15 protein-coding genes are annotated in these 15,638 nt (G+C 64.9%); 11 read left to right on the top strand and 4 right to left on the bottom strand.

Annotated elements, in window-relative coordinates; genetic code table 11:
* Window positions 1-9 precede the first annotated feature (9 nt).
* Entirely contained in the window at window positions 10-396 is a 387-nt protein-coding gene (locus tag BLS08_RS24160) for a COG4315 family predicted lipoprotein (protein ID WP_017676081.1), read from the bottom strand.
* A 299-nt stretch (window positions 397-695) separates the two neighbouring features.
* Here BLS08_RS24160 and phoB point away from each other — a divergent pair, with 299 nt between their 5' ends.
* The 8 genes from phoB (at window position 696) to BLS08_RS24120 (ending at window position 8,481) form a co-directional block, all read left to right on the top strand.
* The gene (gene phoB / locus BLS08_RS24155; RefSeq protein ID WP_003242584.1) at window positions 696-1,385 is read left to right on the top strand and encodes a phosphate regulon transcriptional regulator PhoB; all 690 of its coding nucleotides are present in this window, start codon (window positions 696-698) and stop codon (window positions 1,383-1,385) included.
* 42 nt (window positions 1,386-1,427) lie between these two features.
* Entirely contained in the window at window positions 1,428-2,747 is a 1,320-nt protein-coding gene (phoR, locus tag BLS08_RS24150) for a phosphate regulon sensor histidine kinase PhoR (RefSeq protein ID WP_026088487.1), read from the top strand.
* 62 nt (window positions 2,748-2,809) lie between these two features.
* Complete coding sequence (locus tag BLS08_RS24145) at window positions 2,810-4,150, top strand: hemolysin family protein (RefSeq protein WP_017676079.1); 1,341 nt, start codon at window positions 2,810-2,812, stop codon at window positions 4,148-4,150.
* Window positions 4,151-4,400: 250 nt separating this feature from the next.
* Window positions 4,401-5,156, top strand: a complete 756-nt coding sequence (locus tag BLS08_RS24140) for an outer membrane beta-barrel protein (RefSeq protein WP_017676078.1) — start codon at window positions 4,401-4,403, stop codon at window positions 5,154-5,156.
* Window positions 5,157-5,347: 191 nt separating this feature from the next.
* Entirely contained in the window at window positions 5,348-6,496 is a 1,149-nt protein-coding gene (locus BLS08_RS24135) for an NAD(P)/FAD-dependent oxidoreductase (protein WP_017676077.1), read from the top strand.
* A gap of 188 nt (window positions 6,497-6,684) precedes the next feature.
* On the top strand, window positions 6,685-6,957 hold the full coding sequence (locus BLS08_RS24130; RefSeq protein ID WP_003242571.1) for an HU family DNA-binding protein: 273 nt from the start codon (window positions 6,685-6,687) through the stop codon (window positions 6,955-6,957).
* A 150-nt stretch (window positions 6,958-7,107) separates the two neighbouring features.
* Window positions 7,108-7,503: a hypothetical protein gene (locus BLS08_RS24125; protein ID WP_017676076.1), complete on the top strand. Its 396-nt coding sequence runs from the start codon at window positions 7,108-7,110 to the stop codon at window positions 7,501-7,503.
* A gap of 225 nt (window positions 7,504-7,728) precedes the next feature.
* Window positions 7,729-8,481, top strand: coding sequence for a hypothetical protein (locus BLS08_RS24120; protein WP_017676075.1), 753 nt, complete (start codon window positions 7,729-7,731; stop codon window positions 8,479-8,481).
* 106 nt (window positions 8,482-8,587) lie between these two features.
* Here the strand turns inward: BLS08_RS24120 and BLS08_RS24115 are convergent, their stop codons facing one another.
* The 3 genes from BLS08_RS24115 to BLS08_RS24105 all read right to left on the bottom strand — a co-directional run bounded on the left by BLS08_RS24115 (window position 8,588) and on the right by BLS08_RS24105 (window position 13,099).
* Window positions 8,588-9,994: an aminoacyl-tRNA deacylase and HDOD domain-containing protein gene (locus BLS08_RS24115; protein WP_090337626.1), complete on the bottom strand. Its 1,407-nt coding sequence runs from the start codon at window positions 9,992-9,994 to the stop codon at window positions 8,588-8,590.
* Between the two features lie 91 nt (window positions 9,995-10,085).
* Complete coding sequence (gene recG / locus BLS08_RS24110; RefSeq protein WP_090337624.1) at window positions 10,086-12,161, bottom strand: ATP-dependent DNA helicase RecG; 2,076 nt, start codon at window positions 12,159-12,161, stop codon at window positions 10,086-10,088.
* 8 nt (window positions 12,162-12,169) lie between these two features.
* Window positions 12,170-13,099: a hydrogen peroxide-inducible genes activator gene (locus BLS08_RS24105; RefSeq protein ID WP_017676072.1), complete on the bottom strand. Its 930-nt coding sequence runs from the start codon at window positions 13,097-13,099 to the stop codon at window positions 12,170-12,172.
* A 98-nt stretch (window positions 13,100-13,197) separates the two neighbouring features.
* Between BLS08_RS24105 and BLS08_RS24100 the strand changes: the two genes are divergently transcribed.
* The 3 genes from BLS08_RS24100 to BLS08_RS24090 all read left to right on the top strand — a co-directional run bounded on the left by BLS08_RS24100 (window position 13,198) and on the right by BLS08_RS24090 (window position 15,613).
* The gene (locus BLS08_RS24100) at window positions 13,198-14,055 is read left to right on the top strand and encodes an NAD-dependent epimerase/dehydratase family protein (RefSeq protein WP_017676071.1); all 858 of its coding nucleotides are present in this window, start codon (window positions 13,198-13,200) and stop codon (window positions 14,053-14,055) included.
* Between the two features lies 1 nt (window position 14,056).
* The gene (locus BLS08_RS24095; protein ID WP_017676070.1) at window positions 14,057-14,857 is read left to right on the top strand and encodes a helix-turn-helix transcriptional regulator; all 801 of its coding nucleotides are present in this window, start codon (window positions 14,057-14,059) and stop codon (window positions 14,855-14,857) included.
* Between the two features lie 138 nt (window positions 14,858-14,995).
* Window positions 14,996-15,613 carry a LysE family translocator gene (locus BLS08_RS24090; RefSeq protein ID WP_017676069.1) on the top strand — a complete coding sequence of 206 codons (618 nt, stop codon included), beginning with the start codon at window positions 14,996-14,998 and terminating at the stop codon, window positions 15,611-15,613.
* Window positions 15,614-15,638 lie beyond the last annotated feature (25 nt).

Here is a 15,638-nt window from a genome sequence, read left to right as displayed (position 1 = left end):
GATGGGGGATTAGTAGGCTTCCGGCTTGGCGACGTGCCAGACGCCCATCTTGCCATCGCCCGTGACCTCACCGGGCTGCTTGTCGTTGATGAAGGTGTACAGCGGCTTGCCGTCATAGGCCCACTGCAGGGTGCCGTCGTCGCGCTTGACCAGGCTCCACTCGCCTTCGGCCTTGGCCCCGGCCTCAGCCTTCAGTGGCGGCCAGTTCTGCGCGCACTGGCCCGTGCAGTTGGATACGCCCGCGGCGTCCTTGTCGTAGGTGTAGAGCGCCATGCCCTTGGCATCCACCAGCATGCCGTCCTTCTCCATCGCCGGTTCGGCCGCCAGGCCCAGCAGGGGCCAGCTCAGCAGGGCACTGGCGAGCAGCGGGACTAATCGGGGGGTAATTCTTCTCATTTTTTAGCCTCTCCTCGGAATGAACAGCGACAGCCTGGCGGCAGCTGGGAGCAAGACTGGAGGTCACAGCGATACAGGACGGAAGGAGCCACGAACTCCCATAAGTGCCTATGGGGTCCTGTGCCAGGCTCCAGGCCGCCCCGGATTGGCGGCAGCCTCAACCAGTTTAGACGAGGCCCGCGGCGGAAATGTTCGGTGTTTTTCGCGGCCATGGCGGCAGCCGATAACTCCGTGTCACATACCTGCAATAATTCCGTTATCTAATGCGCGCAGACAGTTGAACGAACCGAGGCAGGACCATGGTTGGCAAGAACATCCTGATCGTCGATGACGAAGCACCGATCCGCGAGATGATTGCGGTGGCCCTGGAGATGGCCGGTTACGAGTGCCTGGAGGCGGAGAATACCCAGCAGGCCCACGCCGTGATCGTCGACCGCAAACCCGATCTGATCCTGCTCGACTGGATGCTGCCCGGCACCAGCGGCATCGAACTGGCGCGCCGGCTCAAGCGCGACGAACTGACCAGCGATATCCCGATCATCATGCTCACCGCCAAGGGTGAAGAGGACAACAAGATCCAGGGCCTGGAAGTCGGCGCCGACGACTACATCACCAAGCCCTTCTCGCCGCGTGAGCTGGTGGCCCGCCTCAAGGCCGTGCTGCGTCGTGCTGGGCCCAGCGACAGCGAGGCGCCGATCGAGGTCGGCGGGCTGTTGCTCGATCCCATCAGCCACCGTGTGACCATCGATGGCAAACCGGCCGAGATGGGCCCGACCGAATATCGTCTGCTGCAGTTTTTCATGACCCATCAGGAGCGTGCCTACACCCGCGGCCAGTTGCTCGACCAGGTCTGGGGCGGCAACGTTTACGTCGAGGAGCGTACCGTCGACGTGCATATCCGCCGTCTGCGCAAGGCGCTCGGTGATGCCTACGAAAACCTGGTACAAACCGTGCGCGGGACTGGGTATCGTTTCTCCACCAAAGGTTGATCGCTAGCGCGGTGTTTCTGCGCCCACGTTCTTCTGACAAGGATGCGCTCCATCGTGAATCAAGACTGGCGTGGCGCCGTGGTGCGCCGCCTGTTGCTGCTGGTTGGCGCCTGCCTGCTGCTCGGTTTCATCACCGGTGAATATGCCTGGGTGCTGGCCTGCGGTCTGGCCATTCATCTGGGCTGGACCCTCAGCCAGCTGCTGCGCCTGCACAAGTGGCTGCGCGAACACAAACCCGACGAGCCGCCGCCGGATGGTTACGGCCTGTGGGGCGAGGTGTTCGACAGCATCTACCACCTGCAACGCCGTAACCAGAAGGCGCGTGGCCGCTTGCAGGCGGTGATCGACCGCGTGCAGGAGTCCACTGCCGCCCTCAAGGACGCTGTGGTGATGCTCGACAGCCAGGGCAACTTGGAATGGTGGAACCGCGCAGCCGAGACCCTGCTGGGCCTGAAGACGCCGCAGGACAGTGGTCAACAGTTGGCCAACCTGGTGCGCGACCCGCGTTTCAAAGATTACTTCGAGCGTGGCAACTATGCCGATGCCCTGGAGATTCCTTCACCGATCAACGATCGCCGCCGCTTGCAGTTCCATATCACCCGCTACGGCAATCGCGAGCATCTGTTGCTGGTGCGTGACGTTACCCGTCTGCATCAGCTTGAACAGATGCGCAAGGACTTCGTCGCCAACGTCTCCCATGAGCTGCGTACGCCGTTGACGGTGATTGCCGGCTATCTGGAGACGCTTCTGGACAACGTCGAGGCGGTCAATCCGCGCTGGCTGCGCGCATTGCAGCAGATGCAGCAACAGGGCGCGCGCATGCAGACCCTGCTCAACGATCTGCTCCTGTTGGCCAAGCTGGAAGCCACCGATTACCCGTCGGACAACCAGCCGGTGGCGGCCGACCTGATGCTGCTGTCGATCAAGAACGATGCCCAGGCATTGTCTGGTGAGCAACAGCACCGCATCAGCCTGGAGGCCGATCCGCATCTGAAGCTCAAGGGCAGTGAGGCGGAGCTGCGCAGCGCCTTCTCCAACCTGGTGTTCAACGCCGTGAAGTACACCCCGGCCGGAGGCGACATCCGTATTCGCTGGTGGTCTGACGAGAAGGGCGCACACCTGTCGGTCAGCGATACCGGTATGGGCATCGAGGCCAAGCACTTGCCGCGCCTGACCGAGCGCTTCTACCGGGTCGATTCGAGCCGTGCCAGCAATACCGGTGGCACCGGGCTGGGCCTGGCCATCGTCAAGCATGTGTTGCTGCGTCACCGTGGCAATCTGGAGATCAGCAGCGTTCCTGGCAAGGGCAGCACCTTCACCTGCCATTTCGCCCCGGCGCAGGTGGTGCAGCGTGCGCGCTGAGTGCTTGCATTCGACGCGGCGAAGCTCCAACCTCTAGCTATCTTTGGCCAATCCGAACCTTCATGGACCCCTCCACGAGTCTTCCTGCTCCCGATTACTTCGCCGATTTCGGCCTCATGCTGTTCGCCCTGTTTCTGGTCCTGCTCAACGGCTTCTTCGTCGCCGCGGAGTTCGCCATCGTGCGCCTGCGCGCGACCAAGGTCGATGCCCTGGCCGAGGCCCACGGCTGGCGCGGGCATATTCTGCGCACCGTGCACAACCAGATGGACGCCTACCTCTCGGCTTGTCAGCTGGGCATCACCCTGGCTTCGCTGGGACTTGGCTGGGTCGGTGAGCCGGCCTTCGCCGAGCTGCTGACGCCGCTGCTGGTGGCGGTTGGCGTGGAGTCACCCAAGCTGATTCACGGTATCGCCTTCTTCACTGCGTTCTCGATCATTTCCTACCTGCACATCGTCATCGGCGAGCTGGCGCCCAAGTCCTGGGCGATTCGTAAACCGGAACTGCTGTCGCTGTGGACGGCAGCGCCGCTGTACGCCTTCTACTGGCTGATGTACCCGGCGATCTTCGTGCTCAACGCCAGTGCCAACGCCATCCTGCGCATCGCCGGGCAAGGCGAGCCGGGACCGCACCACGAGCATCACTACAGCCGCGACGAGCTCAAGCTGATCCTGCATTCCAGCCGCGCGACCAGCGACAACGACCAGGATCTGCGGGTGCTGGCGTCGGCAGTCGAGCTGGGCGAGCTGGAGGTGGTGGACTGGGCCAACTCTCGCGAGGACCTGGTCTTCCTGGAACTCAACGCCAGCCTCGATCAGGTGTTCACCACCTTCCGCCGCCACAAGTACAGCCGCTACCCGATCTTCGACGAGAGCAAGGGCGAGTTCGTCGGCGTGCTGCATATCAAGGACCTGCTGCTGCACCTGTCGCTGCTGGAGATGCTGCCGTCAGCGCTCAAGCTGGCGGATCTGATGCACCCGCTCGAGCGCGTCAGCCGGCACATGCCGCTGTCGCAGCTGCTCGAGCAGTTCCGCCAGGGCGGCGCGCACTTCGCCCTGGTCGAGGAGGCCGACGGCAAGGTGATCGGCTACCTGACCATGGAAGACGTGCTCGAAGCACTGGTCGGCGATATTCAGGACGAACACCGCAAGGCCGAGCGCGGCATCCTCGCCTACCAGCCGGGCAAGCTGCTGGTGCGCGGCGACACGCCGCTGGCCAAGGTCGAGCGCCTGCTCGGTGTCGACCTCGACCATATCGAGGCCGAGACGTTGGCCGGGTTGATCTACGAGACCCTCAAGCGCATGCCTGACGAAGAGGAGGTGCTGGAAACCGATGGCCTGCGCATCATCGTCAAGAAGATGAAGGGGCCCAAGGTGGTCCTGGCCAAAGTGGTCAAACTGGATTGATCTCTCCGGCGTCTGGCCGGGTGCTCGCTATCCGCTCAGACCGCATGTCCTCTGGCCTGTGTCGAGGTCAGCGTTTCGCTTATGATCGTTCGGTCAGCTTCGCTCTTGGTAAACCCCCGCAAGCCCTTGTGCGACAAGGGTTATTGCCGTTCGTCGGTTTAGTCGAATCCCTCCTGGCAGAGGCAGTCTAGGTACTTGCGTCCCACCTTCCGGTGAGCGGCGTTATCCACTCATTGCCAAGGAAATCGTCATGCAGCTGTCCAGCATAACCCCCAAAGCAACACTCGCCCTGTGCCTGGCGGGCGCCTCGCAGGCCTATGCAGACTCGGTCACCGACCCCATCTCGACCTTCGGTGTCATCGCTTCGCACAACCAGTACAAGCTCACCGTGGACGATGAAAGCGACAAGGAGCGCCTCAATCAGGGCGGCCTGTTCTACCACTTCGGTAACAAGCTGACCGGGCAGGAGGGCTTCATCTATCAAGCGGGGATCGAAGGCCAATACCGTGACAAGGACGATGTGGAATACAAGTCCGCGCGTGCCGATATCGACCTCGGTCTGCGCGCCGCACTGAGCACCAACAACTATGTCGACGTGATCGTCGGTGGCGGCTACGACTGGGGCCGCATCGAACAGGACGACGTCGGCCCGTTCGACAGCAACGTCAAGCTGACCAGCAAGTCGCCCTTCGCCAAGGCCGGCCTCGGCTACAACTACCTGACGCCGGACTACACCCTGCGCTTGGAAGTGGGTGCGCGCTACTCGATCAATTCCGAAGCGCGCCTGAAGGTCGATGGCGACAGTGATTCCGTGGACCTCAAGGACAAGGTCAATCCGTACGGCGAGCTGACCGTGCTGTGGAACAAGGGCATCAACAACCTGCCGATCAGCACCAGCCTGTACTACACCCAGACCCGCTATGAGCTCGACAGCAACAGCGCGATCGCCGAGCGCAGCAAGCTCAAGCAGGAGCAAGTCGGCCTGCGCGTAGGCCTGGCGTTCTAAGCGCCTCCCAGACCGCCTGCCTGCCAGGCGGTCTACTCTGATTCCCGCATTGCATCTTTCCCCCCAATCTGCGAATGGCTGACTGAACCTCAATCTGGCCAGCGCTTGCCCGATCCAGTAGGGTGTGATCCCGCCATCTCGGGAGGCGGCCGGTGGGTCGTCGCGTCGTTTTTATTGTGAGGAAAGAGCGCATGAGTGCACCAGTCGTCATCGTCGGCACCGGCCTGGCCGGCTACAACCTGGCCAAGGAGTGGCGCAAGCTCGACACCCAGACGCCTCTGCTGCTGATCACCGCTGACGACGGCCGCTCCTATTCCAAGCCGATGCTGTCCACCGGCTTTGGCAAAAACAAGGATGCCGACGGCCTGGCCATGGCCGAAGCCGGCGCCATGGCCGAGCAGCTCAACGCGGAGATCCGCACCCATACCCGCATCACCGGTATCGACCCGGGTCACAAGCGCTTGTGGATCGGTGAGGAAGCCGTGCCATACCGCGACCTGGTGCTGGCCTGGGGCGCCGAGCCGATTCGTGTGCCGGTGGAAGGCGATGCCCAGGACGCGGTGTTCCCGATCAATGACCTGGAAGACTACGCGCGCTTTCGCAGCGCCGTGGCTGGCAAACGTCGGGTATTGATCCTCGGCGCCGGGCTGATTGGTTGCGAGTTCGCCAACGACCTCAGTGCTGGCGGCTATGAGGTAGAGCTGCTGGCGCCCTGTGAGCAGGTGATGCCGGGCCTGCTGCATCCGGCAGCGGCCTCTGCCGTACAAGCCGGCCTGGAAGGTCTGGGCGTACGTTTTCATCTCGGCCCGGTGCTGGCCAGTCTCGACCGTCAGGGTGAGGCGCTGCAGGCGACGCTGTCCGATGGCCGCCTGATTGCGTGCGACGCGGTGGTCTCCGCAGTCGGCCTGCGTCCGCGCACCGCGCTCGCTGCGGCAGCCGGTCTCGACATCAACCGTGGCGTGATGGTCGACCGCCAGTTGCGCACCTCGCACGCCAATATCTACGCCCTGGGCGACTGCGCCGAGGTCGACGGCCTCAACCTGCTCTACGTCATGCCGCTGATGGCCTGTGCCCGGGCGCTGGCCAAGACCCTGGCTGGTGAGCCGACGGTGGTCAGCTATGGGCCGATGCCGGTGACGGTAAAGACGCCGGTATGCCCGCTGGTGGTCTCGCCGCCACCGCGTGGCAGCCAGGGCGAATGGACGGTCGAAGGCAGCGGCAGCGACATCAAGGCGCTCTGCCGCGAGGCTTCCGGAGCACTGCTCGGTTATGCGCTGACCGGCGCCGCCGTGCAGGAGAAACTGGCACTGAACAAGGAGCTACCGGCACTGCTGGCGTGATTGCCTGCGGTTCTGTCGGATACGCCACGAAATTGCCTGGTTAAAGTGGCGGGCGACACTGGCGCAGTGCGATGCGGCATGCCATTCTCCCAAGGGTCTGCCGCAGCGCAGAGCTGTTGCGGCGCCTTGGGCGCTGTTCTGGAAGGACAGCACGGACACAACAACAAAAAACCGTCAAAGAGGCATCTATGCGTAAACCGGAACTCGCCGCCGCCATCGCCGAAAAGGCTGATCTGACCAAGGATCAGGCCAATCGTGTACTCAACGCCGTACTGGAAGAAATCACCGGTGCACTGAACCGCAAGGACAGTGTGACCCTGGTTGGCTTCGGTACTTTCGTCCAACGCCACCGTGGCGCCCGTACTGGTAAGAACCCGCAAACCGGTCAGCCGGTGAAGATCAAGGCCAGCAACACCGTCGCCTTCAAACCGGGCAAGTCCCTGAAAGACGCGGTCAACTGAGCCCGTTACCCGGAGCCGTTCGGCTCCGGGTTCCCCCTGCGCAGCCATGCTGCGACATTCGCTGATACAGCCATGCTTTAGACAGGCTGTAGTCCTGCAAGAAAAGCACTACAATGCGCGGCCATCATCTTCGATCACGAGGCCTTGTGCATGAAATTCCGTTTTCTCCTGTGGATGCTGGGCCGCCTGATGGCCAAGGCCAGTCGTGAAAACCCGGCGTTCCGCCAGCAGCTCGAAGGTCGCGATATGGTGTTCCAGTTGCACACGCTGGACGGCAAGGTCGCACGCCACTTCACCGTGGCCGGTCAGCGCGTGACCAGCAAGCGCGGCGCCGCCCCGGATCCGGCCTTCGCCATCGGCTTCAAGGATGCCGCCTACGGCTTCGAAACCATGACCGCGAAGAACAAGCAGCTGGCCTTCATGCAGGGCATCCAGAACAAGGACATCCAGATCCAGGGCAACCCGGCGCTGGTCATGTGGTTCCAGGGTCTGACCAAGTACCTGATGCCGAAGAAGAAGGCCGGGGAGGCCAAAAAGGCCGCTTGATCGGCTGATGCCTGTCAGTTAGGCGTCGACGCATCGAAATTGTAGGAGCGGCGCTCCGCCGCGAATCAGGCGGTGCGCCCTCGAAAACGCTTCGCCCCGGGGCGGGGCTCCTACGAAAGACCACGTTGGCAACCTTATCTGGTTGGCTTCCGATAGGCGTCGCGGCTGGCCGCGACGCCGCGCTTTGGTTAGGCTGCCAGGCACGTCCCTGTGGAAAGCCCGACCATGCGTCTTTTCCTGTTACCCCTGCTATTGCTGGCCGCCACCACTGCACGAGCCGAGCCAGCGTCTGCCAAGGCCTTGTTGCCGCTGTTCGAGCTCGCCGGTATCCATCTGCTGTGCGAACAGAGCGCGCCGTTGGTGCAGCGTGGCCAGGATGAAACCGAACAGAAGCGCCTCGCCCAGCTCTTCGCTGGCGAAGCCTTTTGTCTGGACCTGGCCCAGCGCGTCGCTGCCCGCTTCGATGCGGCGCAGGGCGAGCAGGCCCGTGAGCGTCTCGATAGCCCGTTGGCGCAGCGTTTCACCGCTGCCGAGCGCGCCGTCGGTGAGCAACCCGAAGGTTTGGCTGAATACCGCCAGCGCCTGCAGGAGCAGCCGCCACGAGGTGCGCGTCTGGAGTTGGTCAAGCGTCTCGACGCTGCCGCGCGTACCACTGAACTGGCCAGCCTGCTACGTTACGAAGTCGGCAAGACCCAGGCATTGCTGGCGTTAAGGGCGCGGGGCGAGAACCTCAGCGAAGCCGAACTGCAGGCGCAGACGCAGACGCAAGCGAACGCCATTCGCCAATCCAGCGAGCTGGCGGTGGAAAGCTTCATGTTCTATGCCTACCGGCAGATGCCCAGCGATCAGCTCGCCGAGTATGCGGCACTCTACGAGCATCCCAGCGTCAGCCAGCTGCTTGCCATCAGCCTGGAAGTGGTGCCGCAGCTATTCTCTGAACGTCGTGAACAACTGCGCCAGGTGGCAGGCAAGCCATAGCGCGGCCCGGAACGCCGGCCGCGAACAGCCTACCGCTCGCGAGCAACTGCGCCAGACGGCAGGCAAGGCCTAAGGGGCAGGGTGTGGGAACCTGAGCTGCAGCCGCTCAGTGCGGCTGCTGGAACTGCGCTGCCAGTTCACGCAAGGCGACCTCGGCGCTCAGCACCTTGCTCACCGCGTCCTCGGCTTTTTCCCGGGTCAGCCCCAGGGCGTCGAACAGCGCATCAGGAATCTCGTTCTGCGGCCCGGCACCGATACCCCGGTTGCGCAGCAGGCTGACGGCCAGGCACACCAGATTGGGGAAGGCCGCGCTGTCGCCGGCGTAGGACGGATCGTGCTGAAAGCGCAGAGCGCTGGACAGCTCTTCCGGCATATCCCAGTGGCGCATCAGCCAGGCACCGATCTGCTCGCGGGTGATGCCCAGCAGGTGCTGCTCGATATGCCCGGCAGGCAGGTGCGGGTTGACCTCCAGGTGACGGCAGATCAACGAGAAGTGCGGTGGAAACACGTGCGCCAGGACCAGGTAACCGAAGTTGTGCAGCAGACCGGCCAGGTAGGTCAGGCCGGCTTCCGGGCGCTGTGCGCGCGGCATGGCGCGGGTCAGGCCCTCAATCACTGCAGCGGTATAGATCGCTTGCTGCCAGTAAGGGGTGGCGTGCTGCGGCTGGTCCTTGGGCAGGCTGAGGGTCTTGCCCAGCGCGAGGCCAAGGGCCAGGTTGATCACCAGGTCGAAGCCCAGCACGCGGACGATGGCATCTTCCACCGAGCGGATCTTGCCGGGCGCGGCGTAATAGGGCGATGCCGCCCAGCTGATCACCTGAGCCGCCAGCGCCGGGTCGGTTTCCACCACGCCGGTGATGTCGTCGACCGTGGCGTTGGGGTCGACCCGCAGCTTGATGATCTTCTGCGCGGTTTCCGGCAGCGGTGGAATCTCGATGGTTTCTTCCAGTCGCTGCTGGATGCGCCGTGCGGTGAAGGCCTGGACCGCCTGGGTGATCTCGGCGCGGTCGTCATCGGGGCGGTCGAGGTTCGGCCGGATCGCCAGCACCGGCTCGCCGAAGCGCGCCGCGCTGGCCTTGCTCAGCAGGCTCTTGTAGGCCTCGGTGGGAATCTCCAGCAGCACGCCGGGCTGACCGGACTCGATCAGCAGGCTGGGCACCTGCAGCAGGCGCTCCTCGTACAGGCAGGGCGAACTGGTCAGCGGCGGCAGGCCAGGCAGCGCGGTCAGGTTGTGCTTGCCGAGCATGCGCTCCAGGCGCTCCGGTTTGACCGCAGTGAGCTGGCGCCCGGTCAGTTCGGCCAGGCGCGCCAGGTCGAGCAACTGGCTGCGCGGATAGAGCACCAGCAGTGCGCCGACCGCGTCATCCACCAGCACGGCCTGCACTCGAGCCGCCGCCGGCAGGCCGGGCACCTCGGCGCGCGCCTGGAAGGGGACGGCGAGTTTTTCCAGCAGCTGCGCGATCACGGCAGGCGGCTGCGCAGAGGCGTTGGGGGCGAGAGCGGCTTCAGTCATATCGGTATCCGGCGTTGGCACATCTGCCCCGGAGTATAACCAGCGGGCATTTGTGCAAAGGTTCGTGGCGACGGTTGTCCTGTGAACAGGTTCACACTTGACCGTATTGCTGGCCGTGACGCAACCAGCGCTCCAGCAATGGAGCCACATGTTGTGGCCAATGTTCCAATAGTGCCTGCGCGGCATCGCGCACGGCGGGCAGCAGGTCGGCGTCGCGCATCAGGTCGGCGACCTTGAATTGCAGCAGACCGGTCTGCCGGGTACCGAGCATTTCCCCGGGACCGCGCAGCTCCAGATCCTTCTCGGCGATGACGAAGCCATCGGTGGTCTCGCGCATGATCGCCAGGCGTTCGCGGCCCAGTTGCGACAATGGCGCGTGATAGAGCAGCACGCAATGACTGGCGGCGCTGCCGCGACCGACCCGGCCGCGCAGCTGGTGCAGCTGGGCCAGGCCCAGGCGCTCGGGGTTCTCGATGATCATCAGGCTGGCGTTGGGCACGTCGACGCCCACCTCGATCACCGTGGTGGCCACCAGCAGCTGCAGGTGGCCCTGCTTGAACTCGTCCATCACCGCGGCCTTCTCGGCCGGTTTCATGCGCCCGTGGATCAGCCCGACGCGCAGCTCGCCGAGCGCGGCGGAGAGCTCCTCGAAGCTGGTTTCCGCGGCCTGGCAGGTGAGCTCCTCGGATTCCTCGATCAGGGTGCACACCCAGTAGGCCTGGCGCCCCTGCTGGCAGGCATTGCGCACCCGCTCGACCACCTCATCGCGGCGGCTGTCGGCGATCACCAGGGTGTTGACCGGGGTGCGCCCCGGCGGCAGCTCGTCGAGGATCGAGGTGTCCAGATCGGCGTAGGCGCTCATCGCCAGGGTGCGCGGGATGGGCGTGGCGGTCATGATCAGCTGGTGCGGGCAGAGGCGGCCGTCGATGCCCTTCTGGCGCAGGGCCAGGCGCTGCTGCACGCCGAAGCGGTGCTGCTCGTCGATGATCACCAGGGCCAGGCGCTTGAACTTCACTTCGTCCTGGAACAGGGCGTGGGTGCCGACCACCATCGGGCAACCGCTGGCGATCTGTTCCAGTGCGCTGGCGCGTGCCTTGCCCTTGAGCTTGCCGGCCAGCCAGGCGACGTCCAGGCCCAGCGGTGCCAGCCATTTGCTGAAGTTGAGAAAGTGCTGCTCGGCGAGGATCTCGGTGGGCGCCATCAGTGCCACCTGATAGCCGGCTTCCAGCGCCTGCAGCGCGGCCAGCGCGGCGACCACCGTCTTGCCGGCGCCGACGTCGCCCTGCACCAGGCGCAGCATGGGCTCGCTCTGCGCCAGGTCGTAGGCGATCTCGGCCCCCACGCGCTGCTGCGCGCCGGTGGGGGCGAAGCCGAGGTTGGCCAGGTACTGCTGCGGCAGTTTCTGCGCCGGCGGCAGGGCTGGCGCCTGTTGCGCACGCACCTGTTCGCGCAGGCGCTGCAGCGACAGCTGGTGGGTCAGCAGCTCTTCGAAGGCCAGGCGATGCTGGGCCCAGTGGCGGCCTTCGGCGAGCTCTTCGAGATCGGCGTCCGGCGGCGGTCGGTGCAGGTAGCGGATGGCCTCATCCAGCGGCGCCAGGCGATAGTCGCGGGCCAGCTCATCGGGCAGCCAGTCCGGCAGGCTGCGTGGGCCCAGGCGCGCCAATGCCTGCTGGCTGAGCTGGCGCAGGCGTTGCTGGGTCAGGCCTTCGGTGGTCGGGTAGATGGGGGTCAGACTCTGTTCCACCGGGGCCGGCTCGCCGCCGCTCTGCGCGCGGTATTCCGGGTGGTAGATCTCCAGGCCGGTGGCGCCGGGGCGCACTTCGCCATAGCAGCGCAGAGCCGTGCCGCGTTTCAGGCCTTCCTTCTGCGCCTGGCTGAAATGGAAGAAGCGCAGGCTCAGCGTGCCGCTGCCATCCTGCAGGCGCACCAGCAGGCTGCGCCGCCGGCCCATGACCACGTCGGCACCGGCGACGATGCCCTCGACCACCGCATCCTGCCCCGGGCGCAGCGCGCCAATGGGGGTGATGCGGGTGCGATCCTGATAGCGCAGCGGCAGGTGGAACAGCACGTCCTGCAGGTTTTCCAGGCCGACCTTGGCCAGTTTCTCGGCCAGGGCGGCGCCTACGCCTTTGAGCGCAGTGACGGAAACCGCTGCCAGCTCGCTCACCTCTGGCCTCAGACTGCCTTGGTCTGCGGGCTGCGGGCGACCGAGCAGAGGCGGATCGAGTCGGCCAGCACTTCGATGGCGTTGGGCCGCGGGAAGCTGGCACGCCAGGCGATCGCCACGGTACGGAACGGCACCGGCGCGCTGAGCGGACGTACTTCGATCACGCCCGGCGCATAGTGGTGGCTGTCCACCGCCGAGAACGGCAGGATCGACACGCCGAGGCCGGAGGCGACCATATGGCGGATGGTTTCCAGCGAGCTGGATTCCACCGTGGTGTGCTTGCCGTGGTCGTCGCCGCCTTTGCGCAGGGTCGGACAGGCTTCCAGCACCTGGTCGCGGAAGCAGTGCCCTTCACCGAGCAGCAGCAGGCTCTTGTCGTTGAGCAGCTTGGTGTCGATGGTCTCCAGCTCCGCCCAGGGATGGCCGGCCGGCAGCAGGGCGTAGAAGGGCTCGTCGTACAGCGGCTTGGTCAGTACGTCGGCCTCCTGGAACGGCAGGGCGATGATGATGGCGTCGAGCTCACCGGTGCGCAGCTTGTCACGCAGGATATGGGTGAAGTTTTCCTCGATGTACAGCGGCATGTCCGGGGCGACCCGGTGCAGCTGCGGAATCAGGTGCGGGAACAGATAGGGGCCGACGGTGTAGATGGCGCCGATCTTCAGCGGGGCGGTCAGCTGGTTCTTGCCGGCCTGGGCCAGCTCGCGAATGCCCTGGGCCTGCTCCAGCACCTTCTGTGCCTGGGTGACGATGCCCTCACCGACCGGGGTCAGGCGCACGGCGCTCTTGCTGCGCTCGAAGATCAGCACGCCCAGCTCGTCCTCCAGCTTCTTCACGCCCACCGACAGGGTCGGCTGGCTGACGTGGCAACGCTCGGCGGCGCGGCCGAAGTGTTGTTCCTGGGCGAGGGTGACGATGTACCGCAGTTCGGTGAGGGTCATAGTGTTTATCCATTAAATTGCCGACAAGCATAGCCTTTGCATACGAATGAACCAACCGGGCTAAACTGCGCCTTTGCATAAATGTCATGGAGAAAAGCATGTCGGGATGCAACAGCCTGCTGATTGCCGGGTGTGGAGACGTCGGTACCCGCCTTGGCCTGCGTATGGCCGCACAAGGCTGGCGCGTGCTCGGTATGCGTCGCAACGTGGCCGTGCTACCTACCGCCATCGAGCCGCTGGCCGGCGATCTGCACGCCGATGCCTGTCCGGCGGATTGGCCGCAAGGGCAACTGGATTACCTGGTGTACTGCGCCGCCGCCACCGAGCATGACGAGGCCGGCTATCGCGCCGCCTATGTTGAGGGGCTGCGCCGTGTGCTGAGCTGGTTGGCGCAGCATGGCCAGCGCCCGCGGCGCATCCTGTTCGCCTCAAGCAGCGGGGTATACGGGCAGCAGGAGGGCGAGTGGATTGACGAGGACTCTGTGGCCGAGGCGCAGAGTTTTTCTGCGGTGATCATGCGCGAGGCCGAACGTGTAGCGCTCGACAGCGGGCTGCCGGCCACTATCGTGCGTCTAACAGGCCTTTACGGCCCTGGTCGCGAATGGTTGCTGAGCCAGGTGCGCGGCGGCTATCGGGTCAGCGAGACGCCGCCGCTGTATGGCAATCGCATTCATGTCGAGGATGCTGCCGGCCTGTTCGCCACGCTGTTGCAGGCGGATGCCGCCGGTGTGCCCTTGGCCGATTGCTACCTGGGTGTCGACGACGAGCCGGCGCCGCTGCACGAAGTAGTGGGTTGGCTGCGTGAGCAACTGGGCGTCAGCCACTGGAGCGACGAGCAGCGTGTGCGCCGAGCCGGTAGCAAGCGTTGCCGCAATGCCCGCGCTCGTGCGCTGGGTTGGGCGCCGCAGTATCCGAGCTACCGCGAGGGCTATGCGGCGATCCTCGCCGAGCGCTGAAATGGACGCCAACAGCTTGCTGGCCAAGCCCTGGCTGCCGGGCGTCGAGCTGTTTCACGCCGACTTCTCCGGGCAGGCCTTTGGCCGACATAGTCATGATGCCTTCGCCATCGGTGCCATCGTGCAGGGTGTCGGTGGCTACCAGTGTCGTGGTCAGCGCTATGCGCTGCCTGCCGGCACCCTGTCGCTGATGAACCCCGAGGAGCCACATACCGGGCATGCCGAGTCTGCGCGCGTGGTCTATCGCATGCTCTATGTCGAGGAGTCGCGGCTGCCGGCGCTGCTCGGGCGCAAGCGGCTGCCCAACGGTTTCAGCACGCTCAATCCGGATGACGACGGCCGCGTCGCGGCAAGCCTTGCGCAACTGGCTGGCGAGTTCGAGCGCGGTGATGCGCTGGCGTTGGAGAGCGAACTGCTGGCGTTGCTGGAGCTGGTCTTCGTGCGGCACGGCGGCTTGCGCGAGGCGCGCCCGGCATGTCGCGACAGCGGGGTGACGGCGTACCTGCGCGATTACCTGGAAGTGCACTACGCCGAGGCTGTCAGCCTCGAGCAATTGGCTGCCTTGGTGCAGCGTCACCCGCGCCACCTGATCGAGGCATTTCGCCGTGCCTATGGCGTGCCGCCACACACCTATCTACTGCAGCGCCGAGTGCGTGAAGCCAAGCGCAGGTTGTTGCAAGGTCAGGCCCTGGCCGATGTCGCACTGGACCTGGGCTTTTATGACCAGGCGCATTTCAACGGGGTGTTTCGCCGTTTCACCGGGGTCACTCCGGGGCGTTTTCGCGCCGTGGCGCAGGCCTGATTCGGCAAGGCTTTGCGCGAACTTGCATCGGGGCGCGCCAAGTTGTTCGGCAGCGATTGCGTCGCTGTCGAGCCTGAGTTTTTTCCAATACATCGACACCGCTGGTTGCCGACACTGCCTCCGCCAAACGGAGGTGCCATGTTCGCGTTGTTTCTACTGGTGGCCGGTACTCATTTCGCGGCCTTGCTGTCGCCTGGGCCGGACTTCTTTCTATTGATTCGCACCGCGCTGGCCAAGGGCCGGCACCAGGCCGACGGTTGCGCCTGCGGCATCGCGCTGGCCAACCTGCTGAGCATGCTGCTGGTGCTGTTCGTTATGGCGTTGTTACCCGCCGAGGGCAGTTGGCTGTGGCGCTGCTTGCAGGTCGTCGGCGGGCTGTATTTCGCCTGGATCGGCCTGCAGGCGCTGGCCTTGCGGCGAGATCTGGTCCTGCCGCAGGGTGATCAGTTGAGGCTCGGCGGGGTGTGGAAGGGCATGCGTCAGGGCCTGCTGGCCAGCAGCCTCAACCCCAAATTGCCGCTGTTCTACGCCGGACTATTCGGGGTCTTGCGCGAGTCGGCAATGCCGGCATGGGGGCTGGGCCTGGCGATGCTGTGGATGACCCTGGTGGTGCTGTTCTGGGATCTGGCGCTGGTGCGCCTGCTCGATCAGGCGCGTTGGCGCAGCTGGTTGCAGCGGCGCGTGCGCTGGCTGGATCGCGGTTGCGGTGGCCTGTTGCTGGCGCTGGGAGGCTGGCTGTTGCTGGGGGCTCTATAGCATGGCGCCGCTCCTGCCCGGAGGC

It is taken from the genome of Ectopseudomonas chengduensis (genome assembly GCF_900102635.1).
Lineage (GTDB): Bacteria > Pseudomonadota > Gammaproteobacteria > Pseudomonadales > Pseudomonadaceae > Aquipseudomonas > Aquipseudomonas chengduensis.
This window is presented reverse-complemented; position numbering and strand designations above follow the sequence as displayed.

What these genes read in the sequence shown, in the direction of transcription:
- phoR (WP_026088487.1), top strand. Translation starts at nt 1,428, where the DNA reads ATGCGCTCCATCGTGAATCAAGACTGGCGTGGCGCCGTGGTGCGCCGC.
- BLS08_RS24105 (WP_017676072.1), bottom strand. Translation starts at nt 13,099, where the DNA reads ATGACCCTCACCGAACTGCGGTACATCGTCACCCTCGCCCAGGAACAA.
- BLS08_RS24125 (WP_017676076.1), top strand. Translation starts at nt 7,108, where the DNA reads ATGAAATTCCGTTTTCTCCTGTGGATGCTGGGCCGCCTGATGGCCAAG.
- BLS08_RS24160 (WP_017676081.1), bottom strand. Translation starts at nt 396, where the DNA reads ATGAGAAGAATTACCCCCCGATTAGTCCCGCTGCTCGCCAGTGCCCTG.
- BLS08_RS24145 (WP_017676079.1), top strand. Translation starts at nt 2,810, where the DNA reads ATGGACCCCTCCACGAGTCTTCCTGCTCCCGATTACTTCGCCGATTTC.
- BLS08_RS24140 (WP_017676078.1), top strand. Translation starts at nt 4,401, where the DNA reads ATGCAGCTGTCCAGCATAACCCCCAAAGCAACACTCGCCCTGTGCCTG.
- BLS08_RS24095 (WP_017676070.1), top strand. Translation starts at nt 14,057, where the DNA reads ATGGACGCCAACAGCTTGCTGGCCAAGCCCTGGCTGCCGGGCGTCGAG.
- BLS08_RS24120 (WP_017676075.1), top strand. Translation starts at nt 7,729, where the DNA reads ATGCGTCTTTTCCTGTTACCCCTGCTATTGCTGGCCGCCACCACTGCA.
- BLS08_RS24090 (WP_017676069.1), top strand. Translation starts at nt 14,996, where the DNA reads ATGTTCGCGTTGTTTCTACTGGTGGCCGGTACTCATTTCGCGGCCTTG.
- phoB (WP_003242584.1), top strand. Translation starts at nt 696, where the DNA reads ATGGTTGGCAAGAACATCCTGATCGTCGATGACGAAGCACCGATCCGC.
- BLS08_RS24100 (WP_017676071.1), top strand. Translation starts at nt 13,198, where the DNA reads ATGTCGGGATGCAACAGCCTGCTGATTGCCGGGTGTGGAGACGTCGGT.
- BLS08_RS24115 (WP_090337626.1), bottom strand. Translation starts at nt 9,994, where the DNA reads ATGACTGAAGCCGCTCTCGCCCCCAACGCCTCTGCGCAGCCGCCTGCC.
- BLS08_RS24130 (WP_003242571.1), top strand. Translation starts at nt 6,685, where the DNA reads ATGCGTAAACCGGAACTCGCCGCCGCCATCGCCGAAAAGGCTGATCTG.
- BLS08_RS24135 (WP_017676077.1), top strand. Translation starts at nt 5,348, where the DNA reads ATGAGTGCACCAGTCGTCATCGTCGGCACCGGCCTGGCCGGCTACAAC.